At 31.2% G+C, this 26,064-nt stretch carries 21 protein-coding genes and 1 tRNA gene; 5 read left to right on the top strand and 17 right to left on the bottom strand.

The genetic code is table 11. From position 1 onward, the window contains the following. Positions 1 to 10 precede the first annotated feature (10 nt). The 9 genes from J1D01_RS02600 to J1D01_RS02640 all read right to left on the bottom strand — a co-directional run bounded on the left by J1D01_RS02600 (position 11) and on the right by J1D01_RS02640 (position 14,215). Complete coding sequence (locus tag J1D01_RS02600; protein WP_372937842.1) at positions 11 to 1,207, bottom strand: DUF4369 domain-containing protein; 1,197 nt, start codon at positions 1,205 to 1,207, stop codon at positions 11 to 13. 13 nt (positions 1,208 to 1,220) lie between these two features. Further along, positions 1,221 to 2,705, bottom strand: a complete 1,485-nt coding sequence (locus J1D01_RS02605) for a hypothetical protein (RefSeq protein WP_421149720.1) — start codon at positions 2,703 to 2,705, stop codon at positions 1,221 to 1,223. Between the two features lie 18 nt (positions 2,706 to 2,723). Then, positions 2,724 to 3,236, bottom strand: a complete 513-nt coding sequence (locus J1D01_RS02610; RefSeq protein WP_421149721.1) for a protein-disulfide reductase DsbD domain-containing protein — start codon at positions 3,234 to 3,236, stop codon at positions 2,724 to 2,726. A 5-nt stretch (positions 3,237 to 3,241) separates the two neighbouring features. Then, positions 3,242 to 4,804 (bottom strand): hypothetical protein, encoded by a 1,563-nt coding sequence (locus tag J1D01_RS02615; protein ID WP_421149722.1) that lies wholly within the window; start codon positions 4,802 to 4,804, stop codon positions 3,242 to 3,244. An 11-nt stretch (positions 4,805 to 4,815) separates the two neighbouring features. After that, positions 4,816 to 6,231, bottom strand: a complete 1,416-nt coding sequence (locus J1D01_RS02620; RefSeq protein WP_421149723.1) for a TlpA family protein disulfide reductase — start codon at positions 6,229 to 6,231, stop codon at positions 4,816 to 4,818. A gap of 2 nt (positions 6,232 to 6,233) precedes the next feature. Continuing rightward, the gene (locus J1D01_RS02625; protein WP_421149724.1) at positions 6,234 to 7,616 is read right to left on the bottom strand and encodes a TlpA family protein disulfide reductase; all 1,383 of its coding nucleotides are present in this window, start codon (positions 7,614 to 7,616) and stop codon (positions 6,234 to 6,236) included. 169 nt (positions 7,617 to 7,785) lie between these two features. Continuing rightward, the gene (locus J1D01_RS02630) at positions 7,786 to 9,321 is read right to left on the bottom strand and encodes a RagB/SusD family nutrient uptake outer membrane protein (RefSeq protein ID WP_421149725.1); all 1,536 of its coding nucleotides are present in this window, start codon (positions 9,319 to 9,321) and stop codon (positions 7,786 to 7,788) included. A gap of 11 nt (positions 9,322 to 9,332) precedes the next feature. Continuing rightward, positions 9,333 to 12,881 (bottom strand): SusC/RagA family TonB-linked outer membrane protein, encoded by a 3,549-nt coding sequence (locus J1D01_RS02635; protein ID WP_421149726.1) that lies wholly within the window; start codon positions 12,879 to 12,881, stop codon positions 9,333 to 9,335. Positions 12,882 to 13,045: 164 nt separating this feature from the next. Next, positions 13,046 to 14,215, bottom strand: a complete 1,170-nt coding sequence (locus J1D01_RS02640; RefSeq protein ID WP_421149727.1) for a FecR family protein — start codon at positions 14,213 to 14,215, stop codon at positions 13,046 to 13,048. Positions 14,216 to 14,350: 135 nt separating this feature from the next. Here J1D01_RS02640 and J1D01_RS02645 point away from each other — a divergent pair, with 135 nt between their 5' ends. Next, on the top strand, positions 14,351 to 14,914 hold the full coding sequence (locus J1D01_RS02645; RefSeq protein WP_372938099.1) for an RNA polymerase sigma factor: 564 nt from the start codon (positions 14,351 to 14,353) through the stop codon (positions 14,912 to 14,914). A gap of 75 nt (positions 14,915 to 14,989) precedes the next feature. Further along, positions 14,990 to 17,389 carry a TonB-dependent receptor domain-containing protein gene (locus J1D01_RS02650; protein WP_372938100.1) on the top strand — a complete coding sequence of 800 codons (2,400 nt, stop codon included), beginning with the start codon at positions 14,990 to 14,992 and terminating at the stop codon, positions 17,387 to 17,389. 3 nt (positions 17,390 to 17,392) lie between these two features. Here J1D01_RS02650 and J1D01_RS02655 read toward each other — a convergent pair whose 3' ends face one another. Next, a complete protein-coding gene (locus J1D01_RS02655; RefSeq protein ID WP_421149728.1) occupies positions 17,393 to 18,007 on the bottom strand; it encodes a deoxynucleoside kinase in 615 nt (204 codons plus the stop codon). 2 nt (positions 18,008 to 18,009) lie between these two features. Further along, positions 18,010 to 18,789, bottom strand: coding sequence for a hypothetical protein (locus J1D01_RS02660; RefSeq protein ID WP_421149729.1), 780 nt, complete (start codon positions 18,787 to 18,789; stop codon positions 18,010 to 18,012). A gap of 158 nt (positions 18,790 to 18,947) precedes the next feature. On the opposite strand from J1D01_RS02660, the gene J1D01_RS02665 reads away from it, so the two are divergent. The 3 genes from J1D01_RS02665 to J1D01_RS02675 all read left to right on the top strand — a co-directional run bounded on the left by J1D01_RS02665 (position 18,948) and on the right by J1D01_RS02675 (position 22,781). Then, on the top strand, positions 18,948 to 19,808 hold the full coding sequence (locus J1D01_RS02665) for a GLPGLI family protein (RefSeq protein WP_421149730.1): 861 nt from the start codon (positions 18,948 to 18,950) through the stop codon (positions 19,806 to 19,808). A 43-nt stretch (positions 19,809 to 19,851) separates the two neighbouring features. Next, positions 19,852 to 22,602 carry a carboxypeptidase regulatory-like domain-containing protein gene (locus tag J1D01_RS02670; protein WP_421149731.1) on the top strand — a complete coding sequence of 917 codons (2,751 nt, stop codon included), beginning with the start codon at positions 19,852 to 19,854 and terminating at the stop codon, positions 22,600 to 22,602. A gap of 96 nt (positions 22,603 to 22,698) precedes the next feature. Then, positions 22,699 to 22,781: transfer RNA gene (locus J1D01_RS02675), tRNA-Tyr, on the top strand. Between the two features lie 55 nt (positions 22,782 to 22,836). Here the strand turns inward: J1D01_RS02675 and J1D01_RS02680 are convergent. The 6 genes from J1D01_RS02680 to J1D01_RS02705 are packed head-to-tail and all read right to left on the bottom strand — an operon-like array spanning position 22,837 to position 25,985. Further along, positions 22,837 to 23,547 (bottom strand): aromatic aminobenezylarsenical efflux permease ArsG family transporter, encoded by a 711-nt coding sequence (locus J1D01_RS02680; protein ID WP_372935255.1) that lies wholly within the window; start codon positions 23,545 to 23,547, stop codon positions 22,837 to 22,839. Beyond that, the gene (locus tag J1D01_RS02685; protein WP_421149732.1) at positions 23,548 to 23,985 is read right to left on the bottom strand and encodes a nitrophenyl compound nitroreductase subunit ArsF family protein; all 438 of its coding nucleotides are present in this window, start codon (positions 23,983 to 23,985) and stop codon (positions 23,548 to 23,550) included. A gap of 18 nt (positions 23,986 to 24,003) precedes the next feature. Next, on the bottom strand, positions 24,004 to 24,978 hold the full coding sequence (locus J1D01_RS02690; RefSeq protein ID WP_372935251.1) for a permease: 975 nt from the start codon (positions 24,976 to 24,978) through the stop codon (positions 24,004 to 24,006). Further along, positions 24,971 to 25,378, bottom strand: coding sequence for an OsmC family protein (locus J1D01_RS02695; RefSeq protein WP_372935249.1), 408 nt, complete (start codon positions 25,376 to 25,378; stop codon positions 24,971 to 24,973). Before J1D01_RS02695 ends, J1D01_RS02690 begins: the two co-directional genes overlap by 8 nt. Positions 25,379 to 25,392: 14 nt before the next feature. Continuing rightward, a complete protein-coding gene (locus J1D01_RS02700) occupies positions 25,393 to 25,629 on the bottom strand; it encodes a thioredoxin family protein (protein ID WP_372935247.1) in 237 nt (78 codons plus the stop codon). Positions 25,630 to 25,679: 50 nt separating this feature from the next. Further along, on the bottom strand, positions 25,680 to 25,985 hold the full coding sequence (locus J1D01_RS02705) for an ArsR/SmtB family transcription factor (RefSeq protein WP_372935245.1): 306 nt from the start codon (positions 25,983 to 25,985) through the stop codon (positions 25,680 to 25,682). Between the last annotated feature and the right edge of the window lie 79 nt (positions 25,986 to 26,064).

A 26,064-nucleotide genomic window follows, 5' to 3' on the forward strand; every position in this document is an offset into this window, starting at 1 on the left:
ATTTTAAAAATTAATGTCCAAACAATTCTTTTAATTTAGAGTCTAATTCTTCTTTAGTTGGGTTTCTTAATAGAATGGTATTGTTATTATCTACCAAAAAAGTAGTGGGTAAGTGTGGTACACCATATTTTTTTGCTACAGGTCCGTAGGCTCTACCTTCTCCGGTATCAAAAACGTGTATCCAAGGTGTTTGGTCTTCTTCAATAGCTTTACGCCATTTATCTTCTAAATCGGCGGTTCCTATACCCACTATTTTAAACCCGTCTTGATTATATTTTTTTCTTAATTCTTTTAGATGAGGAAAAGAGGCTCTACAAGGTACACACCAACTTGCCCAAAAGTCTACCAACTTATATTTTGCTTCTACTTTAGATAGTGTTAAATCTTTACCATTAACGGTTTTTAAAGTAAAATCTGGTGCAGTATTGCCAACACCTAAGTTTTCAAAATTATCTTTGTACACTTTGGTCATATAATGTTTAAAAAAGCCTGTTTTACGAGCCTCTCCTTTAAAAAGATGGTAAAATTCTTTAAGTTCTTCTTTGTTCATTCTTCCTTCTGCATATTGATAACCCAAAATATGTACAGCTATTGGAGAGTCTGGATTGTTTTTTACATAATCAATTTTTGTATTTACATATCTATTTTGTCTTTCCAAGCTAAGAGGCATCAGTTCTTTTTGAAGATTTTGCGCCTTTTCTAGATCTTCTGTTTTTTTGGTTTGTTTAGCTATTGAATATAACTTCCTAACCTCTTCAAGAGGTTCATATTTGGGGTCACTAAATATGGCCATAGTTTGTGCTTCTATCTTGGTGTACTCATCATGACTTTTTGAACCTGAAACTTCAGATTCAAATTGCCAATTATTAGGTTGTACACTAGTCCAATCTATAGCTATTGTTATAGGACTGTTTTCAATAAAAAATCTACTAGTTTTTCCATCAATTATTAAATTAACCATATCAGGGAAATCAACTTTTCCAGAAAATTTAAAAGTTCCATTTACAATTTGGGTACTATCAATAACCGTAACCTTATCTCTGTTTCCTGAGTCAGTTATCTTAACAGAACCTTCGTTAAGCCCTTTAATAGTCCCAGAAATAGTGTATCCGGTTTCTTGAATGTTTTGTGCTGTTTTGTTTTTACATGATAAGCTTATGGTTATTGTAAAAACAACTATAAATAGTTTTAAGATTGAGTTATTCATTTTTGTTAGTGTTTTAATTAGGTAGCATGATAAATTTATAACCATCGCCTTCAGAGAAATACAGTCTGCTTCGGTTGTTTTTTAACCATTTAGCCCAGTCTTTTGCAGATTCAAAAGATTCTTGAGTGTATTTTGTTAATATACGTTTTGCTATTTCTACACGATCACCTTTTAAGAGCATGCTAACGGCAGTATCTAACAATTCAATTTTATAGTTTGGTATTCCTAAAGTTTTGGCATCATTATCAACAGCAACTTTATACCATTCATCTTTAACTCCGTAGAAATAAGGCATGTTTTCTTTGTAATAATTTTCGTAATTAGCCCAATTGTTTTTAAATATTTGTTTTAAACTGTCGGGTTCATGGCGTATAGTCCACTCTCTAGTTTCTTTTCTAATTGGACTTTGCAACTGCATTTTTTCTAGATCGTTTAGAGTTTTTCCGGAATCTTTCTTTTTTTTAAGTTTTTCTTTAGTTATACGTTGTTGTAAAGTGTCTTTGTTTAGGTAATGCAACCATGCTTCAGAACCTTTATCAGAGACTGTCCATTGTTGTTCTCTTAGGTACTCACGCAATTGTATGCCTTTTATTTTTCTAGTGATTTGTTTTGCACCTTTAAATGGTGCTATATAATGAATGGCATTAATAAAAGTTAGTTTAGCACTGTTTGTCATGTATTCAGGAGCTGCAGCAAACCCCCAATGAAAAAAGTTGGCATGACGCCCAATAGCTGTAGCTTCAACACCTTTAGCACAAGCACCACTAGAAATCCATTCGGCATCTATACCGTTATCAAAACCGTAACCAGTGGATACTAAACCTATAGGGAAACCTTTACCGTCTTGATATCCTTCAGTTTGTATGCGCCACATTGGCATGGTATCTCCTAAATCTCTTCCGCCATACCTGGCTTTATAATTATCTGGAGTCTTTCTATCTTCATAAGTAACTGCTACTTTATAAGGCTGATTAAAAATAGCATGTTCTAATTTCATACTATGCGCATGAGCATCTAAACACAGACATAAATGGTCTATTTTTAGCTGACGCCCTTGGCCTATAAAAGCAGAGGGTTCTCCAATCATTATAGTAGCATGATTAAAGTTTTCAGTTAAATATTTTCGGGTTTTGTATCCTGTTATTTGTCCTGTAGAATCTTTTTCATAGCCACCTGCATAATGTTTAAGATAGGTGTCAATGATGGTAACATCATAATTAGCCGACATAGTTTCTTTATAATCATCGCCATAAACAGTAGTTACCGAATTAAAATATTGTTTTAGAAATTGATCAAAATCTGCTGCACGTTTTTTTTGGAGTTCGATTTTTCTATCTGGATTTGCTGAATATTTTAGCTCTCGCTCTGATAGCGGTTTATCCGGATTAGTACCAACATATAAAATCTTTAAATCAGATTTTTTAGTTTGCCCCAAAACGGATATTGATATGGTGGTTGTTAACACCAATAAAATGATGTTTTTAAAAATATATTTCATTGTTAGTTTAGTTTTATATTATAGTTTGAGTGTTTTTGATTTTGTTTGAGGAGGGAAACATTTGCGGAGATCACAAGTTTGATAAAATAACCCGCAATTAATTTCGGAGCCTTTTGTAAAATTTCCAACAGAGCAATATTGAACAAAAATGGGGGTATCGTGATACACATAAATATCATCACCATAAGGTTCGCTATATGGTTTTTCCCATTCACCAATGGTATTTATTCCAATAGGTAGCTCTAGCTCTAATTTAGAAGCAATATAGGGTTGGGTTTCTGGTACATAAGCATAAATATGCCAACCATCGGCTATATTAGCCTTTAAAATAATGGCTACTTGTGTTTTGTCTTTAGACCAAACAAGCGTTGCGTTTACAGCAACTGGATCCATTGGGTTAGTTGGCGATGTTGAAAGTTCTGAAGAAACTGTTTCTACTTTTTTCTTTAAATCTGGTTTAATTGTTTTTTGTTGTGCCCAACCAAGTTGTACCATTAGAAAGAAAAGTGGTATTGCTATGTGGTATTTCATTTTTTTTAGTTAAAAGACATTGATGTTATTTCTTTTTCGCTCCTTGGTTTAATATTTGGGTTGGCATTAGCATTATTGATTAGCCAAACATAACCGCCTGTTTCTGTAAAGAACATATTATCTTTGTTTTTGTTAAACCAAGCTCTCCAGTCTTTAGCTGTTTTAAAACTTTCAAGTGTGTATCGTAATAAAATTCTATAAGCTTTGTCTGTTTCTACATTATTTTCAAGCAAGCTAATGGCTTTATCAAGTACTTTAATATCTGTATTTGCAATGCCCAAACTTTTAATATCTTCATCAACTTTTAAGTCATAGAATCCCGCAGGCTCTGAGAAGAAATAGTCTCTGTTTTCGTTTAAATATTTTCTAATAGCAAGGGTGTCTAAACCTGTTATTGAAGCCCATGAGTTTCTACCAATATTTTTTTTGAGATAGCCAACTCTGTCTGGAATGTTCTGTGGTTTACTATTAAGGAGCATTTCCTCCATTTTAGTTAACGATTCACCTTTATTTTTTTTAGCAGCAAACTCTTTACGTTTTGTTTCGTTATTTGCGTTAAATTCTTTTAAAAAATTAACATAAGAATCATAGGAAGATTTTGTTGTGTAAAATATCATTTCATCTATATACTCTTTGGTAGCAATGCGTTCATTGTATTTTCTAGCAATTAATTTATCGTTTTTGTGTTTATTGATATATACCACGGCATTGGCAAATACTGTTTTGGCTTCTTCGGTCATGTATTTTGGATCACCGGCAAAACCCCATAAGAAGAAATTACCATGTCTTCCTAAGGCTACAGCTGTTTTTTGTTTAGAACTAACACCTCCAGAAATAATTTCAGCATTTGGAGAATCTTCAAAGCCCCAACCGCGTGCTACCATACCAACTCTAAAGCCATTGCCGTCTAGATAACCTTCTGTGTTTATTTCCCACATTTGTATGTTTTTAGCAACATAACCACCATCAAAAGCTTTTAAAACACCTTCTGGTGTTGGTCTACTTTTAAGAGTTATAGAGGTTTTAAAAGGTTCACCAAAAATTTCATGTTCCGTTTTTATATGATGAGCATGTCTGTCTAAACAAAGGCAGTACCAGTCTAATTTTGAGCCTAAACTTGAACCAATAACAGATGAGGTATGCCCAATAAATATTGCAGCACTATCAAAATCATCACTTACATATTTAGCGGGTTCCATGCTTAAGAATTCGCCTGTTTTAGGGTCTTTATGAATTACCCGTTCTTTTATAGGAGTTGGTGCCTCATCAAAAATGGTTACATCATGTTGTTTAGATATGCCTTCATTGTAGTCTCTAGGGTCTACTGTGGTAACTTTTGTAAAATATGTTTCTAATAATTCTTTAAAAGCAGGCCATCTTTTTCCGTACTCTTTTTTAAACCGTTCTGGAGACATTGCTCCGGAAACTCCTGTAGACTCAATGTTTTCTGGCATGGGTTTGTCTGGACTGTAACCAACATACAACACTTTTATATTTTGTTTTTCTATAGATTGAGAAAAACCAATAGATATTTGTAAAACAAACAAAAAGGCTATTATTTTTTTCATGTTTTTTATTTTTAAATTCCTAATTCTGTAAATAAGTCTATTAATTTTTCATTGGAAGGCCTTGGTGCATTAGCTTGTACAATGTTTCCTTGAGGGTCTATTAGTATAAATTGGGGAATTCCTTGTATTTGATATTTTTGAATAAATTCAGATTTCCAATCTTTATTAGCAATTAATTGAACTCCTCCCAACTCATTTTCTTTTACAAATTTTTTCCACTTTTCGGTGTCAGATACTTTATCAACAGAAAGACTTATAAATACAATGTTTTTGTCATGGTATTTTTTTTCAACCTCTTTCAAGAAAGGGATTTCAGCTTTACAAGGTCCGCACCAAGTAGCCCAAACATCTATGTAAACATATTTACCTCTAAAATCACTTAATGAATTTGTTTCTCCATTAATGTTTTTGTAATTGACAAATTCTGGCGATGGGTTACCAGGTTGGGTTGCCATTAAATCTTTATATTGTTTTGTTACATGGGTTTTGTAAGTTTTGTTTGAAACATTAGCCATAAAGAAATCATAATACGCTTGCAAGTCATGACTTTTGGCTATGTCAAACCTGGCATACATAATAAAGAGTTCATCTAAAATATTTTGGTCATCAACTTGTTCTTTAATGAATTTAAGCTTGTTTAAGGGGTCTGCCGCCCAAACATTATCAACCGTTTTACTATATTCAGTATTATAATAGCCTCTTAATAAAAACTGATATGTTAAAGAATGTTGAAATTCGCTAAAATCTTGCAAGTTAGCTGAATCTAATAAGTTAAAGAAACCTTCAGATAATTCAGGTTTTTTCCCGTTGTTGGATCTTTCATAACTTATTGGATAGTACATGTAAGACATTAGTTTATTGTAGAAAATATCCTTTTTTTCATTTTCTATAAAGTAAGATGGTAACCCTTGACTGGAGTTTAATAGGTTTAGAAATTCTTTTTCTTTATTTTCCTGCTTTTTAATAAAAGAAGCTTCATCACCATACTTTAAATGTCTATCTTCATTATTTATCCTAGTTCTGATACTCTCTTTTTTATTTAAATAAGTATTTATTGCAGCTTCATCACCACCAAATTGTATGGAATTTCTAAAATCATTACCATCTGCCGTTAGTTCAATATGCTGTCCTGGTTTTGAAGTAAATACAATAAATTCTTTTCCTAAACTTATTGAAAACTCACGAGAGCTATTTATAAACAAGGTATCAATAAAAGCCCCTGTTTTATCAATATTTACTGTTTGTTGAATAGTAGGAACTGTATCAAGGCTTATGCTTGTATACTTTGAATTAATTTTTATGTTGGCATCTTTTACATTTTCAATTTTACCCGTAAGAATAGCGTAATTAATTACAGGTTTAGGTTCTTGTTTACAAGAAAAAGTTAAGATGGTAGGGGCTATAATGGTTAATAGTATTTTTTTCATAACTATATTCCTAGTTCGTTAAATAACTCTATTAATTTTTCATCAGAAGGTCTTGGTGCATTGGCTTGTACAATGTTTCCTTGAGGGTCTATTAGTATGAATTGAGGAATTCCCATAATTTTATAATCTGATATAAAAGAAGTATTGAAATCGTTATCGGTAATTAGCTGAATACCTCCCATTTCTTTTTCTTCAATCATCTTTCTCCATTTATCTTTATCTTTTTGTTTGTCTGCTGAAATACTTACAAAATGGATGTTTTTATCATGATATTGTTCTTCTACTTTTTTTAGGAAAGGAATTTCGTATTTACAAGGTCCGCACCAAGTTGCCCAAACATCTATATACACATATTTGCCTTTTAAATCATCTAAAGAAGTGGTGCCTCCAGCATAGTTTTCATAGTTTTCGAACTTAGGTGATGGTTGTCCTTTATCTAAAACTTTTAAAGACTCATATAGTTCTTTTATTTTTTCTATGTGTTTTTGGTTTGTTGAAGCATTTACAAAGTCTTGCAAGTCTTTATCTTTGTCTTTAGACATGGGTAAACGCATAGAAATATTTTTATATAACTCAGCATTTTTAATAGTTTGATTTGTGATTTCAGACAAAGCTTTAGCACTTGCTTCTTGATACGGTAAAGAGTCTTTTTGGTAATACTCATAGGCCTTATTTTGAATGTTTTGAGAAACCATTCTTTGATAATCTGATGAATACAAATAATCTTCTGCATTATCAAAAGAGATTTCGTTTAATTCTTTCTTAAAAGCTTCAGAAGCTTTAAAATCTCTGTTTTTTGCAAGGTAACCGTACATCCTCTCGTACTGAGATTTTTTTGCTAACCTTCCGTAGTTAATGGCTCTTAATTCTTTCGTTTTTATTTCTTCTGGTAAGTTTTTTATGCTATTTAAGTGCTCTTCTAAATCTTTTTGAAAGTTTAAAACTTTGGTTTCAAAAGTAGATTCATCTACATTGTAACTCCCTTCTCTATCCATCATAAAATCTACATTCTTAGATTCTTTATAAGCGAAGTAATTATTTAAGTCTGCATAATCTCCAGAGAATTTTAAACTTTTAATATTTTCTTTTTCATTAGCATCTATATTAATATTAGTACCTTGTGTTAAATAAGCTGTAAATCTTAAATTACCATAACGTATGTTGTAAACCTCATTTTCTTCAATAAAAAGTGTGTCTGAAAATGTACCAGTGTCTTTTACGTTAATGATTTTAGAAAAACCGTTAAGTGAGCTCACTTTAAGTTCTCCTCCTTTAGTATTACTTATATTACCAGAAAATAAAGTATAGTTTACAGGTTTTTCATTATTGCAAGCCCAAAGCAAAATAAGTGTTAAAGCAATAGTTAAGTGTTTTAATTTACCCATGTTATAAAGTTTTTAGAGTTTTATGTTTTAGATATGAAGAGTAATAGCCTAGGCTACCCTTAATTTTTTTAGTTAATTAACAATTAATTAACCAAAATGTGGTTGCAAAAGAAAGTTAAACAAGGCTTAAAAGTAGTTATAAGCCTTGTTTAAAAAATTAATAGAATAATTAATATTGATTTTGTTCTAAAGCTCCATTAGAAATTAATATTTCCTCATTTGGTATAGGGAAAGCATATTTTCTAGAGTTAACATCTAAAGTTGTGGTAACAGGAGTTTCATCTCCCAAAATAATACTTGAGTTAAATGGATAAAATGTTCTAGATAAAATAACATCATCTGCCGAATCTGAGTTATTATTGTAGCGTCTTATATCATACCATCTGTGAACAAAAGGCATTTCTCTGCGACGTTCTTCTATTATTTTTACTAAAGCTTCTTCTTGAGAGGATGCAGTTAGGTTAATTTCAGAAGGATCTGCAGAAGCATCCATTCTTTTTGCTCTTAAAATATTAGCTGTTTCTAACCCATCAGACCAAAGTCCTTGTCTAACCTGACATTCAGCTTTAATTAACAACATTTCTGGAACAGAAGGTCCGCTTGGGATGTCGCTTTTAAAGAAGAAAATATAACCAGGGTAGCTATAAGGAGGGTTAAGAGAACCACGATCATACGTGTAGTCTTCAACCATATGGTATTTGTATCTAAGATCGTTAGTTTGGTCATATAAACCAAGTAACTCTTCTGATGGCCAATATGCCCAAACAGCATTGTTTAACATTCTGTAGTAATACAACTCTCCAAATTCCATTCTGTCTTCATGCACCGTTTGCAAGTCGTGTGTATAAGGATAAAACAGCTCTACTTGTGTGGCATTTGGATTAAAAATAGTTACATACGAAGGAATGTCTGAATAGCGCATATCAGTGTTGTAATTTCTTAAATAGTCATATTCATCAAGTGCCTTTTGAGCATAAGATTGAGCCGATACATAGTCATTTAAAGCTAAATAATAACGAGCTGCAAAACTATTTACAGCAGCAGTACTTGCTCTCCATGAATATTTTAAACCATTAGCATCTCCAAACTCACGTGTTATTTCTAAAGCTTTTGAGAGGTCTGACTCGATAAGAGCATATGTTTCTTCTAGGGTTGCTCTTTCAATACTTTCATCAAAACTAGTTGTTTCTTTAATAGGCAACCCTAGCTCTTGTTTATTAGCTTCTGTATAGGGCAAACAAAATATGTTTGCTAGTTGAAAATAACTATAAGCTCTTATAAAGTGGCACTCGGCAATTATATTTGCCTTATCTTCCTCTGAGGCACTAACACTATTAATACCACTAAGGATTAAATTAGCAGTAAATATTTTTTCCCATTCTTCAGACCACCCGGACCATCTAGCACTTTCATTTGCAGCTAATTCCATGTCCCATGTGCCATAAATTGGTTGATATGTGTCATATGCACGACTAAAATTATCGTACATTTCTGTTGATAATTCATAATCATCAGTGCCGAAAATTGAAGAAAATACAGATTCAGAATAAAAATTTCTATAACTGTTTAATATCGCTTCATAATCTTCTAATGATTCTGGAGCAATTGAAGAAGTTTTTGAGGGGCTTTCTTCTAAAAATTCATCACAACTATTAAATAAAGGTGCTAGAGTGATAAATAGTATATATATATATGCTTTTTTCATAGTTATCATTTTTAAAAGTTTAAATTCATTCCAAATGTGTAAGTTGTTTGAGGTCTTAAAGTGCCTTTAGGGTACTCAGGGTCTTCATTAAAATCATTAAATAAAATGACACCCAAATTATTTGCCTGAGCAAAAAAGCTTAATGAATTTATTCCTAATTTGTTTATGATGTTTTTTGGTAAATTATAAGTAAGGTTCACTTCTTGAAATCTAATATGCGAAGCGTCTTCTGTTAAGTATGACATATAAGGGTAGTATCTATCATAGAAATAATAACGAGCTTCTACAGATGGTATTGGTATTATCTCATTAGGATCTCCGTTTGCTACTTCGCTATAGCTATCGTTTACATTGGTATTGCCACTTATAACGGGGTTATAATTAAAGCTTTGTCTTCTAAAAACATGCCCAAATTTACCTGTAACAATAAATGATAAATCAAAATCGTAAATTTTAAAAGCATTTCTAAAGCCTATAATTGTTGGTGCATTAGTTGTGCCTTGGCTTGTCATGTAATTTCTAGCATCGCCACTTGCCCAACCTGTAATAGGGGTTTCAACTCCGTTTTCTCCATAAACAGTTGGCGCCATAACGCCTCCACCTACATCTGATAATCCAGCATATTCATAAGCCCAAAGTTCGTTAGCATCAAAACCTTCTCTGTAAGAGGTAGTTGGTCCACCATATAATTCATATTGCCCATAAACAGCTTTGGTAAATTCAGTGATTTCGTTTTTATTATAAGCAAAGTTAAAAGTACCAGACCAAACAATATCTCTTCCTTTAAGAGGAATAAAGGTGCCTAGACTTAGTTCTATTCCTTTGTTTACCATTTTTCCATTATTTAACCTTTGAGAGGTTGTACCATATACGCCTGATAATGCTTGGTCAACAATTAAGTCTTCACCATTTTTTTTGTATAGGTCTATGCTTCCATAAAGCTTACTGTTTAGAGTAGAGAAATCTATACCTAAGTTAATACTCTTAGTTTTTTCCCATCTAAGATCTGGGTTACCAACATCTGTAATAGAAGCTGTAAGTTGATTTGTAACATCATCTAAAGAAGAGCTTAAACTAATAAGTGGACTAAATGAAGAACTTGGAATAATATTACCTCCAGATCCGTAGGTACCTCTTAAATAAAGTTTGTCTAACCAAGTGATGTTAGCCATAAAACTTTCCTTTCCTAAGTGCCAACCTAAACCAGCAGACCAAAAAGGGTCATAACGTAGAGCAGGATCGTCTGCAATAATATTGGCTGCATCTGTTCTGTAACTTCCAGAAACTGTATACTTATCGTTAAAAGTATAGGCTAAATTTCCATATAAAGAAAATAGTCTAGTTGTACTTTCGCTAAACTGATATTCAGGTGCTAAACTAAATTGATAGAAATAACTTGCGTATTGGGCTGGATAAAAATTCCATAATGAATGTGTGTTTCTATCTACCAACAATTCAGAATTTACTAAAGTTTCAGGGTCATAGCCAAATGATGGAGGGTTTGTGGTTGTTTTTAATTTTGAATGACTTACCTCACTACCTGCTAAAAAACTTATATTATGCTTTTCAGAAAATGTACGATTAAAACTTAATTGATTTCTCCAGTTATAAGCATTTACTTCTGTTTTACCTTGTTCTAAAATACCGCCATTAGGTACTAATTGTGTTGGGGTTCCGCCGTATTGCCATTCTGGTCCAGAGGTTTCATTTATAAATTGTCTTACAGCAAATGTTTTATCACTATAATAGTTTTTAGATGTTGTGTTAAACATTTCATATTGAATTCTAGATGATAATTTCATACCCTCAATTAAATCTACCGTTAAACCAGCATTAACACGTGCGTTTAATTGTTTAGTATTTAAATCTCTATTTTGAACTTCTGTTATTGGGTTGTATGACCAATCTGAGTAAGGGAAACTTTCAGCAGGAACATATTCATTAAAATTAGGCATGTAATAGTTTAAATAAGACATGTCTGTTAAAGTTCCATCTTCATTTTTTAGCATATCCCAAGGCGCCAAACTTTTAATAACACTTAGCATATCTCCACCAGAGTTTATAGTTGCATCAGAATGCTGTAGCATAGCACCAAAGTCTAATTTCAGCCTTTTTGCTAGTTGTGTTTGGTTTTTAAAGTTTATAAGGTATTCTTGGGTTTTATCTCCTATAAACATGCTGTTTTTATCTTCATACATGATAGAAAGACTATTAGTCATTCTATCATTGCCTCCAGAAATATTAATGTTATATTGAGCAGTTAGAGGAGATTCTAATAAATAATCTTTTATTTGTTGAGAGTTGTCTAAACTGGCTAAATTGGCTAATGTAGCATCTCTTTCTGCTTCTGTGATTCTGCCTAATCTAGCTTCGTTCATAGCTACGATAGCTTGTGAAAAAGGATCAAGAAAATTTGATCCGATACCTGGAGGACCTCCAAAAACACTTCCAAAAAAGTCAGAATCAAAAGCTGTCTGTTCATACTCTAGAACATCTGCACTAGAGGCTCTAGAAAGCACATAATCTAAATCTAGTTTACTAGATGTTCTAACAAATGAAGAAATGGAAACATTTGTTTGTCCTTTTTTTCCTTTTTTTGTTTCAACTACTATAACACCATTGGCTGCTTTTGCTCCCCAAATAGAAGCGGCGGCAGCATCTTTTAATACGGTTATACTTTCAACATCATTTGGGTTAATTGTATCAAAACCACCCTCAATAGGAAAACCATCTAAAACAATTAAAGGTTCTGCATTAGCTACTAAACTAGATAAACCTCTAATTTGAAAACTTATAGAACCATCGGCAGCAACCGTACTTTGAACCCCTGCAACGGCTCCTATTAATCTTTCTGAAATGCTTGAAGCAGGTTTGTTAATTTGATCTTTTTTTACACCTACATAAGCCCCAGTTGCTCTTTCTTTTGATATTTCTTGGTAACCAGAAGATACAACAACAACTTCATCAAGTTCACTTAAAGCCTCCTTTAACGTAATGTTAAAAGTGGTTTGACTAGTGGTAATTTGTGTTTTAAATAACTCATATCCTAAGCCTGAAGCTATTAAGTAGTAACCTGCTTCTGCTTTAATGGTAAACTTACCGTCAATATCTGTGGCAGTTCCCCTAATAACAAAATCACTATTTATAAGGCCACTACCAGGCTCTCTACTTGATACATATACTGTAATACCAGGTATTGGTAAGCCGTTTTCATCAGTAACCGTACCCGAAACTTCTAATTCTTGAACAGCAGATGCTTGACGTATAGTAATGGTGTTATTAGCTGAAATGATGAATTTAAAATTTCCTTTTGCTAGACTTTTTTCTAATAATTTGTTAGCTCTTACCACTCCTTTTTTTACATCTACCTTTGGGTAGTTTCTAAACATGTCTGATCTATAGATAAATCTATAATCAGTTTGTTGTTTAATCATGTCAAAAACTTGGTCTACAGTAATTGTTTTGTCTTCTGGTATTTTAACTTTCACATTTTGTGATAATACATTTACCGGAGAGAAACTAAATACAGTAGAGCACAATAAAAAGATGAAAGTTTTCATAATGATTTTAAATAGTTTTTTTCGGAAAAAGAAAAAAACTTTGGTTAATTTAATTTCCATAAATTTGCTTGAGTTAATTAGTTAAACAATTGATTAATTATCTTTAATGGGGAAAAAGAGGTTTGTGTTGTGAGAATTCCGAACCTCGATTCCCTTTCTTTTTATTATCTAAATATTATTGTTTTGTCATTTATTTCATATTTAATGTTATTAGTGTTATAAATAGAGAACAAAATTTCTTCTATAGATTGGTTTTTATCTAAAATTCCTGTAAACAAAATATTTTCAGTGTCTTTATTCACAAATATTACTTCAGAATCATACCATCTAGATAGTACTTTCATTATTTTATTTAAAGGCATGTCTTTAAAACTAAATACGCCTTTTCTCCAAGATGTAATACTGTAAAGGTCTGTTACGTTAACAAGGTTAACAGTGTTATCATTTTTGTTGATGATGGTTTGTTGATTGGGAGATAAAATATTTTCATATAAATTAGATTTTATTAAAATATTACCTTCAACTAAAGTAGAGTATATATTGTCTTCATCTTTATAAGCTTTAATGTTAAACTCTGTACCCAACACCTCTATTTCTTGGTTGTTAGTTATAACCTTAAATTTTGAACCTTGATTATTTTCACTAGGTGAAACATCAAAATAAGCTTCGCCATAAACCAATTCTACTTTTCTAGTTTTTCCTTTAATAAAAGTTACAGGATATTTTAGTTTAGATTCTGAGTTTAACCATACTTGTGTGCCGTCTTCTAATTTAATATGATACTGTCCGCCTCTTGGTATGGTTAAATAATTATAAGCAATCTCTCTACTGGCTTTATTGACTTTAACTTTTTTATTAGCATTAGGAGTTGTTTTATAAATTATTTCTTCTCCGTTACTAGCAATATTTTTAATAGTATAGTTTTTTCCTTTTTCAAGGGCTACGCTTGTGCCGTCTTCTAAAGTTAAAATAGCTTTATCTGTTCCTGTTTTTATATTGTTGTTTACAATAATAGGGTTGTTGTTATCTGTTTTTGCTTTGTTAAAAAAGAATGGAATACTTATTAGTATAGCAATTAAAGATGCCGCAGCATACCTAAATATTTTTCTTTTATAAAGAGGAATAACTTTAGGTTTAGATGCTATGTTTTCTAAAACATTATTAAAAGCTGTATCAACATCTACTTTGTTGTGCATCCTGTTTAAGTTAAAATCATCAATTATAAAATCCTTAAAGATTTTCTGGTTTTTAGGCTCTTTTAACCAGTCTTGCAACTTATTTAGTTCTATATCATCAATAGAATTTGTTAAATACTTTAAAATTAATTTTTTCAATTTTTAAAAGATTTTGTGGTGTTTTATATAGGTGTCGTTCATATTTTGTAAAAACCCTTAAAAGAATTAACATTTTTTTTAATTTTTTTTTTACAATTTATATTTCCACATTTGTTGAGACCTAAGAATTTTTTAATGCAGGATTTAGATCTTATAAATGCTATAAAATATAATGATGAAAATGCTTTTGAAGTATTATTTCAAAAGTATTATGAAGATCTTGTGAGTTATGTTACCGTTTTTACATATCATAAACCAACAGCAGAAGATATTGTGCAACAGTTGTTTATAACGCTATGGGTTAAAAGAAGAGAATTAAATATTACAAAATCTGTTAAAGGATATTTGTATACGGTTGCTCATAGATCCTATGTAGATTATTACAGAAGTACAAAGCGAAAAAATGCTTTATTTGATGAACTAAAAGAACAAGCTTTAAGAGATTCTATAAAAGAAGATAAAGAGATTGTAAATAAAAGAATAAAAAAATTAAAAAAGATAGTAGATAAATTACCACCAAAGTGTAAAGAAATTTTAAGGCTAAATAAATTAGAAGGCTTAAAATATCAGGAAATAGCTAATCGTTTAAACATATCTGTAAAAACCGTAGAATCTCAAATGCGCATTGCTTACCAAAAAATAAGAGAAGGTTTTGATAATGATTCATCTGTTTTCATTATTATTTCAAAAGTTTTTTAATCTTCCTTAATAGATTTGTTATAATTGAAAATAAAATTATATTCAATTATATAATGTTGATAAAACAGTTTATTTATGATTTTAATTTTTAAAAATAATACGTATTTAAGGTTAAGCATTATTTTTTTTCTGATTCCTGTTTTTTCTTTATTTGCTCAAAGTGAAACTTCTATTACAGGAAAAGTTATAGAATCACAAACCAACCAACCTGTGGCCTTTGCTACGGTTTTAGTTGTTGATGCCAATACAAATGAAAACTTAACAGGAACCACAACTAAAGAAGATGGTACTTTTGAGTTGCAAACCAAAGCGTTAAAATTTCATATTAAAGTTAGTTTTATGGGTTTCAAAACTAAAACCATTACAGATTTTAAAATTGTAAATGGTGAAATTCAATTAGGAAATATAACCATAGAAGAAGATTTAGAACAACTTAAAGCAGTAGTTGTAGAAGCCGAAATATCTAAAACAGAGTTTAAGCTAGACAAACGTATTTTTAATATAGGTAAAGATTTAAGTAACGCAGGAGCTAGTGCTTTAGAGGTTTTAAATAATGTGCCCTCAGTAAACGTAAATATTGAAGGAGATATTAGCCTGCGTGGTAGCCAAGGCGTACAAATACTTATTAACGGGAAACCATCTGTAATTGCTAGTGATAGTGGAAACGCATTAGGAACTATTACAGCAGATATGATGGAACGTATTGAAGTTATTACTAACCCATCGGCTAAATATGATGCCGAAGGAACCTCAGGAATCATCAATATTATTCTTAAAAAAGAAGAAAGAAAAGGACTCAATGGTTCGGTTAGTTTAAATTTAGGAACACCTACTAATCATAGCGTAGGACTCAGTTTAAATAGACGAACAGAAAAATTTAATTTGTTTAGTCAATTAGGTATTGGTTATAGAAAATTACCAAGCGATAAAAAAAGCATCAACCAAAATTTAGTAAACAATACCATATTAGAATCTGAAGGAACAGAGCATAGAAATGAAAAATATTACAACGTTGTTTTAGGAACAGATTATCATATTAATGATAACAACGTTTTAACCCTTTCGGGTAATTTTGCTTATGAAGTTGAAGACCAACCCTCTGAAACTGTTTTTGATTCTATTAATGCAGAAACATTAGCTTCAACATGGAAAAGAACCGAAGCTACCGAAGCTACAAATCCTAAATACCAGTATGAACTTCAGTATAAAAAAGATTTTGATGATTTTGAAGATCACATGCTTTTATTTAGTGCCTTAGGACGTTTTTTTGGAAAAGAACAATCATCTAATTTTCAAGATAGAACCAGTTTTGGAGATCACCCAGAAAACGATCAAAAAACACGTACAGAATTTAAAGAAGCTAACTATACGTTTAAATTAGATTATACAAAGCCTTATAGTGAAAAATTTACTATAGAAACAGGTGCGCAATACTTAATAAACAGTGTTAGTAATGATTATGAAGTGCAAAACTTGGAAGAGAATGTATTTGTAACAGACCCCAACCAAACTAATGTTTTTGAATTTGATCAAAACGTACTTGGGGTTTATGGAACAGCAGCGTACGAAGGTAATAAATGGGGTGTTAAAATGGGGCTTCGTCTTGAAAATACAGACTTAGAAACCTACCTTATCAATACAGATGAAAGTAATACTCAAAATTACTCAAACCTGTTCCCTAGTTTTCACGCTTCTTATAAATTTAGTGATGCATATTCATTACAAGTAGGGTATTCTAAACGTGTTTACAGACCACGGTTGTGGGACTTAAATCCGTTTTTTAACATCAGAAATAATTTTAATATAAGAACCGGAAATCCAGAATTAAAACCAGAGTTTACAGATTCTTATGAGTTAACTAATATTTATAATTTAGGGAAGGCATCTTTAAATTTTGGTGTTTATTACCGTTACACTACCGATGCTATAGAACGAGGAATTTCAACTTTTAATTTTGAAACTAACCAAAGAACATATAAACCTTTTAATATAGGAACTACAGATGCTATTGGAGTGGAGTTTAACGGTAAATACCCAGTAGCTAATTGGCTTATTTTTAATGGCGATTTAAACTATAATGCATTTAAACGTAAGGGTGATTTTGAAGGAGAGTCTATTGATTTTAATGCGAGCCAGTGGACTGGAAAATTAACAGGTAAAGTAGAACTGCCAGCTGAAATTGATTTTGAAGTTACCGGAAACTATCAATCTAGTACAGAAACGGTTCAGGGTAATGTAGCCGAAAATATTTTTGCAGACATAGGTCTTAGAAAAAAGATTATGAAAGGTAAAGGCGTGCTTAACCTTAGTATAAGAGACTTGTTTGCTTCTAGAATTGAAAAATCAGAAACCATTCAAGATGATTTTTACCTATATAACCAAAGTCAAAGAGGTCGTTTTATAACTTTTGGTTTTAGTTATGGTTTTGGTAAAGGAGAAGCTATGGAATATTCAGGCCAACGCAGAAGGCGCTAACCACTAAAATAACCCGTTTATTTCGGCATCAATGGTGTTTATAACATTTCCTAAGTCTTCAGGATTGTCAACAAAGTCTAAATTATCAACATCAATAATAACTAAGTTTCCTTTGTTATATCCATGTATCCAAGCCTCATAGCGCTCATTTAATCTACTTAAATAATCAATACTAATAGTGTTTTCATAATCACGACCGCGTTTATGAATTTGTTTTACTAAGTTTGGTATAGAACTTCTTAAGTAAATTAAAAGGTCTGGTCCTTGAACTAAAGATTCCATTAATTCAAAAAGAGACGAGTAGTTTTCAAAATCACGATTGGTCATTAAACCCATGGCATGTAGGTTAGGAGCAAAAATATGAGCATCTTCATAAATGGTTCTGTCTTGAATAATATCTTTGCCACTTTGCCTAATTTGTAATACTTGACGAAACCTGCTATTCAAAAAATACACCTGTAAATTAAAGCTCCAACGCTCCATTTGGTTGTAAAAATCGTCTAAGTAAGGGTTGTCTACAACATCTTCCAATTGGGCTTCCCATTTATAATGTTTTGCTAGTAATTTAGTTAGGGTTGTTTTTCCAGCGCCAATATTTCCGGCAATCGCAATATGCATATTTAGTTAATTTTTAATTGAAATTGTTGTAGTTTTTGATTCTGGTAAATATACAAGGTTTCATTGGTTACAAAAAACTGATTTATTAACAAATTTGGTAGTGAAATAGGGATGGGTTCTTTAGTGTCTTTCTTTAAGTAAAAAAGAGCATTTTCTTTTTTTAATACAATGTTCCCGTTGCTTTCTACCAATTTTGTGTACCCATTGTTTTTTGTTTTTTCAAGCAAATTCCCAAAATAATTGTACTTGTAAATATGGTTTGTAGTAAGTAACCAAACATAGTTGTAATTACTTTTTAAGTCTAACACTTTGTTTTGTATTGGTATAGAATGGGCTTGTGTAGTGTTTTTTTTGTAATTGTACAGTTCTAACTTTTGCGTGTTTATATTAAATACCCAAAGTGTGTTGTCAAAACCACTAGAAATATGACTGATGTTTTTGTAAGGTTGAATATTATTGAAATCAATTTTAAAAATCTCTGCTAATCTGTTATCAAGAATTATGGCAGTATTAAAATCCTTATAAAATAAATTAATTTTTAAAGGGTTAAAAGCATTAGCTAAAGTAATAGCTCCTAATTGTAAATTGTTGTAAGAGATGGTTTTATTATTGCTTTTCTTGTAAAATGTATTGTTTTTAAGGTAATATATGGTGCCAAAATTATCAACAGAAATAATACTATCTGCTTTAAAATTAGTGCTTTTAATAAGTGTAGCTTCAATGTTGTTTTGAGAATACATTGAAAGCGGTAATAATGTAAAAAGAAAAATAAAGTATTTCATGTTATTTTGAAAAGTACAAAAATCAAACCGTTTAAGGCAAATTAATTTAAGGTTAAATAAATATGATATTTTAAGAATCATTTAACGTTTTATGGTTAAACCTTTGTTTTACTTTGTGGTCTTACTACAATTAATATAGAATACTTAAATCATTTCAAATGAAGGCTAATTTTACAAAACTTATTTTTTTAGCATTATTATTTATAAGTGCTAATGTTTCTCAAGCACAAAACTTTCAAGGTAAAGCATTTTACATGTCTAAAACATCTGTAGATATGAGTAATTTTGGCAGACCCGATATGCCAGAAGATAGAAAAAAACAAATGCAAGAGCGATTAAAAAGTATGTTTGAAAAAAATTATGAGCTTACCTTTAATCAAACAGAATCTATTTATAAAGAAGAAGAAACGTTAGAAACACCGGGACAAGGTGGAGGTGGAGGTAGATTTGGTATGATGAGTAGTAGCTTTACAGGAGGGCCTCTTTATAAAAACGTAAAAACAAAAGATTTGCTACAAGAGCAAGAATTTTTTGGTAAACAGTTTTTGGTTAAAGATGAATTACCAAAGTATGAATGGAAAATGACAGGTGAAACTAAAAAAATAGGCCAATATACTTGTTTTCAAGCAACAGCTACCATTCAATCTAAATCAGTAGGTTTTGAAGATTTTAGACCACCAAGAAGAGATGAAGAAGAGTCTGAAGAAACCGAAAGTGAGATAGGTACGCCTAAAGAAATTAAAATAGTAGCGTGGTACACTATGCAAATTCCTATTAACCAAGGTCCTGGAGAATACTGGGGGCTACCTGGTTTAATTTTAGAAGTAAGCGCTGGTAAAACAACTATTCTATGTTCAAAAATAGTTATGAACCCAGAAGAAAAAACTACAATTAAAGTACCTAAAAAAGGTAAAGAAGTTACCAAAGAAGAGTACAACGAAATAGTTAAGAAAAAAACTGAAGAACTTAGAAATAACTTCAGAAACAGAAGAAATGGTCCAGGTGGGGGTAGAAGATAATTGTATTTCCAATAATTATAATAAATAAGCTCAATTCATTTTTATGAAATTTAAAATATCATTAGTGCTTGTTTTCGTAACAAGTTTGGCATCTTATGCGCAAGTAAAATTAGAAGGTGTAGTAAAAGATAGTATTGGTAACCCATTAGAACTTGCCAATGTTGTAGCTGTAAATCAAGAAACAAAAGTTTTAGATGCCTATGGTATTACAAGTCCAGACGGAAAATATAGACTTAGTTTAAATCAAAATTCTACCTATAAAGTACAAATAAGCTATATAGGGATGAAAACAGGAGAAAAAATTATAGAAACCAAGAATAGCGACCTTACAGAAGATTTTATTTTGCAAAATGATAATACTCTAGATGCTGTAGAATTGGTTTATGAAATGCCTGTAACTGTAAAAGGAGACACTATTGTTTATAATGCAGATTCATTTAAAAACGGTTCTGAACGAAAGTTAGAAGATGTACTAGAAAAACTACCCGGAGTAGAAATTAACGATAGCGGGCAAATTGAAGTAGAGGGTACGGTGGTGCAAAAAGTAACTGTTAACGGAAAAGATTTCTTTGATGGCGATTCTAAATTAGCTACAGAAAACATACCTTCTAACGCCGTAGATAAGATAGAAGTTTTACGTAACTTTTCTGAAGTAAGCCAGTTAAAAAGCGTTGAGAATAATGAAAATAATTACGCTATTAACGTAAAACTTAAAGAAGGAAAAGAAAACTTTTGGTTTGGCGATGTTAAAGTGGGCGCAGGTGCTGCACCTGCTCCTAACGATGCTTTGTATTTAGTACAACCAAAATTGTTTTATTACAGTCCAAAATACAGTATTAACCTTATTGGCGACTTAAATAATATAGGAGAGCCCGCATTAACCAATAGAGAAGTGCGTAATTTTGGAGGAGGCTTTAGAGCTCCAAGTAGAGATAGTGGTACAAGTCTTAGCTTAGGAGATAACGGGTTAAGCGGTTTAACAAGTGTTTCTAACTCACAAAAAGTAGAAGCAAAATTAGCAGCAACCAACTTTAGTTATTCGCCTAATAAAGCGTTAGATTTAAGTGGATTCTTAATTTTTAATAGTACCCGTCTTAGCACAAGACAGGAAAGTTTTATAAGATACACAGATCCTGATTTAGGAATACCAGATGAGGAAACCGTAAATACAGGTAAAGAATCATCAGACCAAGGTTTAGTTAAACTTAGTGCTTCTTATAAACCTAACATTAATAATCAATTAGATTATGATGTTTTGGCTAGCCTTTCTAAAGACTCAGAGGCTCAAACCGAGTTATCTTCGGTTATTGGTAGTACAAACCAATTAGAGGAAGTAACGCCATTTAGCATTACCCAAAATTTAAAATACTATTATACGCTTAATGAGAATAATATTTTTGCTTTAGAAGCATTACATGTTTTAAAAGACGAAGATCCTTTTTACGATGCATATTTAAATAATGACCCTACAAATAATGGAACTGATGATGAAGATGCCTATGATGAAACCGCAGAACAATTAGGATTAGATCGTAGTTTAAATTACTACAATCTAGGACAAGATGAGCGTGTTAAATCAAATCAATTTGATGCAAAATTTGATTATTATAATATTTTAAACTCAAAAAGTAATATAAATCTAACTTTAGGAACTATTTTTAGTAGACAAGATTTTAACTCTAATATCTTTCAGTTTTTAGAAGATGATGAAACGCTTGATGCAACACCAACTATAGTAGATGAAGAAGGTGATTTGTTAACTGCTGCAAATGATACACGTTATAACTTTAGTGATGTTTATTTAGGAGCAAGATACAACTTGCGTTTGGGTATATTTACATTTAGACCAGGAGTATCTTTACATGCCTATGGCAATCAAAACATTCAGTTTGGTGAAAAATATGAAGATAACTTTTTTAGAGTTTTACCAGAATTTGAAACACGCGTTCAATTTAAAAAATCAGAGAGCCTTCAGTTTAACTATAGAATGAGCAATCAGTTTACAGATGTAACTAATATTGCTAGAGGATTGGTTTTAAATAGTTTTGATAATTTATCTTATGGTAACCCAGAACTACAAAATGGTTTATCTCATAATTTAACATTACGATACAGAAGTTTTAATCTTTTTAATTATACCAATGTTTTTGCAACGGTTAATTACTCTAAAAACATAGACCAAATCCGTTCTATAGCAAATTTTGAAAATGTAATTAGTACCAGCACCTATTTTAATTCGCAATTTGCAGATGAGTCGCTTTCTGCTTCAGGGCGTTGGCAACGTACTTTTGGGAAAATAAGAACCGGACTTAGTGCTAATTTTAATTATAGCTTAAATAATCAATTTATTGAAGATAGACAGTCTGAAAGTAAAAGTTTTTCTCAAACTTACAGACCAGAAATTAGAACTAATTTTAATGAAGCTCCAAATATTAGGCTAAGATATACCTATTCAGTAACTAATACAGATCAGGGTACACGAAACACTAAAATTATTAGAAACGCACCATCGGTTAGTTTTGATGCCTATATATGGGATTCTTTAACTTTTGTAACAGATTATGCCTACACTAACCAAGATGTTGATGGTGAGTCAGAATCATATCAATCTTGGGATGCTCGTTTAGCGTATAGAAAAAATCAGGATTCAAAATGGGAGTTTGAGGTTAATGCAAGTAACTTGTTAAATATTGATGCCAACATTAATAATAATGTAGGTACGTTTTCAGTGTCTAACTCGTCAACATTCATACTGCCAAGGTTTGTAACTTTTAGAGTTATTTATAGTTTGTAGATATTAAGCACGATAGTTTAGAAGTGTTTTTTTAAAAAGTTATCTGTTATTATTTTGTATAAATTAAAGAACAGTAATATATTTGCGCTCGGTTTTGGGAAGATACTCAAGCGGCCAACGAGGACAGACTGTAAATCTGTTGGTTTTTACCTTCGCAGGTTCGAATCCTGCTCTTCCCACATAAAAAAAGTCTACACAACAGTGTAGACTTTTTTGTTTCAAAAAAATTGAAACTCATTTCAATAACCCAATAAAAATTGAAATATAATATAAGCCTGTTATAATAAAAACAATGCCAGCTATGGTTCGCATTACTTTTTCTATCTGTGTAATTTTATTGTAAAACACACCCACCTTACCAGCAGTGTAGGCCAGTAAATAGGTAAATAGAATTACAGGTAATCCAGTACCAAAGGCAAATATTATTGGTAAGTAAAGCCCATTGGCAGAAGCAATGGTCATTGGAGTTAACATGCCAAAATAAAGTGCACCGCTATAAGGGCAAAATGCTAATGCAAAAATTACACCTATTAAAAAAGTGCCTAATAATCCCTTGTCTTTAAATTTTTCTGATAGTTTTTCTTGAAAACTAGACTTCCCTAAAAAATTCAGTTTTATTACATTAAGCATAATTAAACCAATAATAATTAAAATAGGGCCTAAATATTTTTCTCCATTTTGATTAAAAAATTTAGCAATATGAAATTTGCTTGCCCCAAAAAATAAAATTAAACCAATGGCTGTATAGCTAAAACCTCTACCTACAGAATAGAGTAAGCCACTAAAAAAAACTTTTCGTTTACTAGAAATGTTTTTAGAGATAAATGCAGTAGCAGTTATATTTGTTGCTAGTGGGCAGGGGCTAATGGCAGTCATTAATCCTAGAATGAATGCCGATAAAATAGGAATGTTATAGTGCTCTATAAGAGATTTTAAAACCTCCATTTACAGTGTTTTTAATTCAGTTTCTAATCTTGATTTTAATCCTTTTGAAAATGTTTTTTGGTCATTTCCATTCATAAATGCAAAATCAGTCAAGTCAATTTTTGTTTCTTTTCCGTCTTTAATAACATTTATAAATAAAGAGGTTCCAGAAGCTTCAAATTTTTCGGCTATTTTTTCATTCTCTTTCTCATCAACATTAATTACTTTAAAGATGATTTTTTCGTCTTTTAATTCTTTTGAAAAATAGGTGTTAAGTGTAAATCTTGTATTGGCTTCAATAGCGTTGCAAGTCATACATCTATGTGTTGAGTGAAAATCTAAAACTTCAATTTTTGAAATAGATGTGTCAATTGATTCTTTTTCTTTTTTGTTTTGCCCATTACATGATATTAAAAATAGGCTTATTGAAATAATGGTTAAAAATTTAAGAGTTTTCATTTTGTATTGATTTAAGGTTTATAATAATAAGTTGAATAAAACACCTGAAAAGATGATGCAGATTGTAACTACACCAAAAAAGATGGCAATGAGTTTTAAAGACATTACTTTTTTTAGTAAAGTGGCTTCTGGAAAAGATAAACCTACAGTACCCATCATAAAGGCAATGGCCGTACCTAGTGGTACACCTTTGGCAACAAAAACCTCTATAACAGGAACAATACCTGCAGCATTAGCGTACATGGGTACAGCTACAATTACAGCAAGCGGAACGGTCCACCATTCTCCACCACCTAAATATTTACTAAAAAAGTTTTCTGGTACATAACCATGCATGGCAGCACCAATGGCTATACCAATAATTACATAAAGCAGTACACCTTTTACAATGTCCCAAGCATTTTGAGATATTTCGGGTAAACGCTCATAAAAATTCCGATTACTTTCTTCATATTCTGCATTTTGAATTTTATTTTCAAGGATTTGTTTAACCCAATCAGATAGCAGAGGTTCTAAGTTAAATTTACCAAGTAACCAACCTCCAATAGTGCCTAATAAAATTCCTGAAATAACATAAATTAACGTTGCTTTTACTCCAAACATACCTATAAACATAGCTACAGCAACTTCATTTACTAATGGTGAGGTTATTAAGTATGAAAATGTAACTCCTAATGGTATTCCGCCTTGAACAAACCCAATAAATAAAGGAACTGAAGAGCAAGAACAAAAAGGGGTTAAAGCTCCAAAAAGTGAAGCAAATAAATGTTCTAAACCATAAAGTTTCTTTTTATTTAAATAGTTCTTTAGTTTTTCTACAGGGAAATAAGTGTTTACAATCCCCATTAAAAATACAATGACAAATAAAAGAATTAGAATTTTTAAAGTGTCATAAATAAAGAAATTTAATGCTATTCCCAAGTGGGTTTCTGCTCCAATTTCAAAAACAGAATATATGAGCCAATCTGCAAAATGTTGTAACCAATCAAACATATTTTATAATTTTTATATTGCCAGATATTGTACAGGCTAATTTTACTGTATTATAAATAGTTCCAAATTTTTCAATGTTTTTTTTCAAAAGCCTTACATTTAGTTTTTCATCATTACTATAAATGGTTAATACATAATTAATATGTTCCATTCTTGGTGGTTTTTCTAAACGTGTTGCTTTAACATCAATTTGCGCTTTTTGATATTGAAACTTCATCATGTTAGCAAATCGAGCTACATTTTTAAGTATACAAGCAGCAAAAGACCCTAAGAATAATTCAGCAGGGTTTGGTAGTAAATTAGCTGTTTTTGTAGTGGTTCCAAAGGCTATTTTTGATGTTTTTATATCAATTTCAGCATCTTCCTGAGGCAAGGAAGTAGCCTTTATAGAATAGTCCATAATATCTTTTTTAGCTAATTTAACAGCGCTAAAACTTCATCTTTTGAGGGTACCCTGCCTTTTATTTTTATAACATCATCAATAACTAAAGCAGGTGTAGTCATAACGTTGAATTTCATAATTTCCATAATGTCTTCAACTTTTTCAATGGTAGCATCTATGTTATTTTCAGAAACAACATCTTCTACAACACCTGTCATGGTTTTACATTTGGGGCATCCTGTACCTAAAATTTTAATTACTTTACTCATAATAATTTTAATTTGTTTATCGCAAATAAACGATAGGTTTATAAAAAATATTAATCAAAAAATTGCTGAAATAACTGTTTAGCTTTATTCCAGTTTTCCTGATTAATGCAATACTTTATTTTTGGAGGTTTTAATTCACCTTGAATTAAACCAGCATTTTTTAATTCTTTAAGATGTTGAGAAACTGTAGATTGTGCCAAAGGAAACACATCAACCAAATCGCCTGTAAAGCAACAAGACTGATTTTCAAGATGCTTTAAAATGGCAATACGCGTTGGGTGTGCTAAGGCTTTTGCAAATTTAGCCAAAGCTTCAGTGTTTTCTCTATATTCTATATTTTCTAAACTTCTTTTCATATTTCTTATCGCAAATATACGATTGACTTTAATATTGAAATGTGACAAAAGTCACATTTTATAATTTTTTTATTTTAAA

Origin of the sequence: Seonamhaeicola sp. NFXS20, assembly GCF_049132085.1 — a bacterium.
GTDB lineage: Bacteria > Bacteroidota > Bacteroidia > Flavobacteriales > Flavobacteriaceae > Seonamhaeicola.

What these genes read in the sequence shown, in the direction of transcription:
- J1D01_RS02600 (WP_372937842.1), bottom strand. Translation starts at nt 1,207, where the DNA reads ATGAATAACTCAATCTTAAAACTATTTATAGTTGTTTTTACAATAACC.
- J1D01_RS02605 (WP_421149720.1), bottom strand. Translation starts at nt 2,705, where the DNA reads ATGAAATATATTTTTAAAAACATCATTTTATTGGTGTTAACAACCACC.
- J1D01_RS02610 (WP_421149721.1), bottom strand. Translation starts at nt 3,236, where the DNA reads ATGAAATACCACATAGCAATACCACTTTTCTTTCTAATGGTACAACTT.
- J1D01_RS02615 (WP_421149722.1), bottom strand. Translation starts at nt 4,804, where the DNA reads ATGAAAAAAATAATAGCCTTTTTGTTTGTTTTACAAATATCTATTGGT.
- J1D01_RS02620 (WP_421149723.1), bottom strand. Translation starts at nt 6,231, where the DNA reads ATGAAAAAAATACTATTAACCATTATAGCCCCTACCATCTTAACTTTT.
- J1D01_RS02625 (WP_421149724.1), bottom strand. Translation starts at nt 7,616, where the DNA reads ATGGGTAAATTAAAACACTTAACTATTGCTTTAACACTTATTTTGCTT.
- J1D01_RS02630 (WP_421149725.1), bottom strand. Translation starts at nt 9,321, where the DNA reads ATGAAAAAAGCATATATATATATACTATTTATCACTCTAGCACCTTTA.
- J1D01_RS02635 (WP_421149726.1), bottom strand. Translation starts at nt 12,881, where the DNA reads ATGAAAACTTTCATCTTTTTATTGTGCTCTACTGTATTTAGTTTCTCT.
- J1D01_RS02645 (WP_372938099.1), top strand. Translation starts at nt 14,351, where the DNA reads ATGCAGGATTTAGATCTTATAAATGCTATAAAATATAATGATGAAAAT.
- J1D01_RS02650 (WP_372938100.1), top strand. Translation starts at nt 14,990, where the DNA reads ATGATTTTAATTTTTAAAAATAATACGTATTTAAGGTTAAGCATTATT.
- J1D01_RS02655 (WP_421149728.1), bottom strand. Translation starts at nt 18,007, where the DNA reads ATGCATATTGCGATTGCCGGAAATATTGGCGCTGGAAAAACAACCCTA.
- J1D01_RS02660 (WP_421149729.1), bottom strand. Translation starts at nt 18,789, where the DNA reads ATGAAATACTTTATTTTTCTTTTTACATTATTACCGCTTTCAATGTAT.
- J1D01_RS02665 (WP_421149730.1), top strand. Translation starts at nt 18,948, where the DNA reads ATGAAGGCTAATTTTACAAAACTTATTTTTTTAGCATTATTATTTATA.
- J1D01_RS02670 (WP_421149731.1), top strand. Translation starts at nt 19,852, where the DNA reads ATGAAATTTAAAATATCATTAGTGCTTGTTTTCGTAACAAGTTTGGCA.
- J1D01_RS02680 (WP_372935255.1), bottom strand. Translation starts at nt 23,547, where the DNA reads ATGGAGGTTTTAAAATCTCTTATAGAGCACTATAACATTCCTATTTTA.
- J1D01_RS02685 (WP_421149732.1), bottom strand. Translation starts at nt 23,985, where the DNA reads ATGAAAACTCTTAAATTTTTAACCATTATTTCAATAAGCCTATTTTTA.
- J1D01_RS02690 (WP_372935251.1), bottom strand. Translation starts at nt 24,978, where the DNA reads ATGTTTGATTGGTTACAACATTTTGCAGATTGGCTCATATATTCTGTT.
- J1D01_RS02695 (WP_372935249.1), bottom strand. Translation starts at nt 25,378, where the DNA reads ATGGACTATTCTATAAAGGCTACTTCCTTGCCTCAGGAAGATGCTGAA.
- J1D01_RS02700 (WP_372935247.1), bottom strand. Translation starts at nt 25,629, where the DNA reads ATGAGTAAAGTAATTAAAATTTTAGGTACAGGATGCCCCAAATGTAAA.
- J1D01_RS02705 (WP_372935245.1), bottom strand. Translation starts at nt 25,985, where the DNA reads ATGAAAAGAAGTTTAGAAAATATAGAATATAGAGAAAACACTGAAGCT.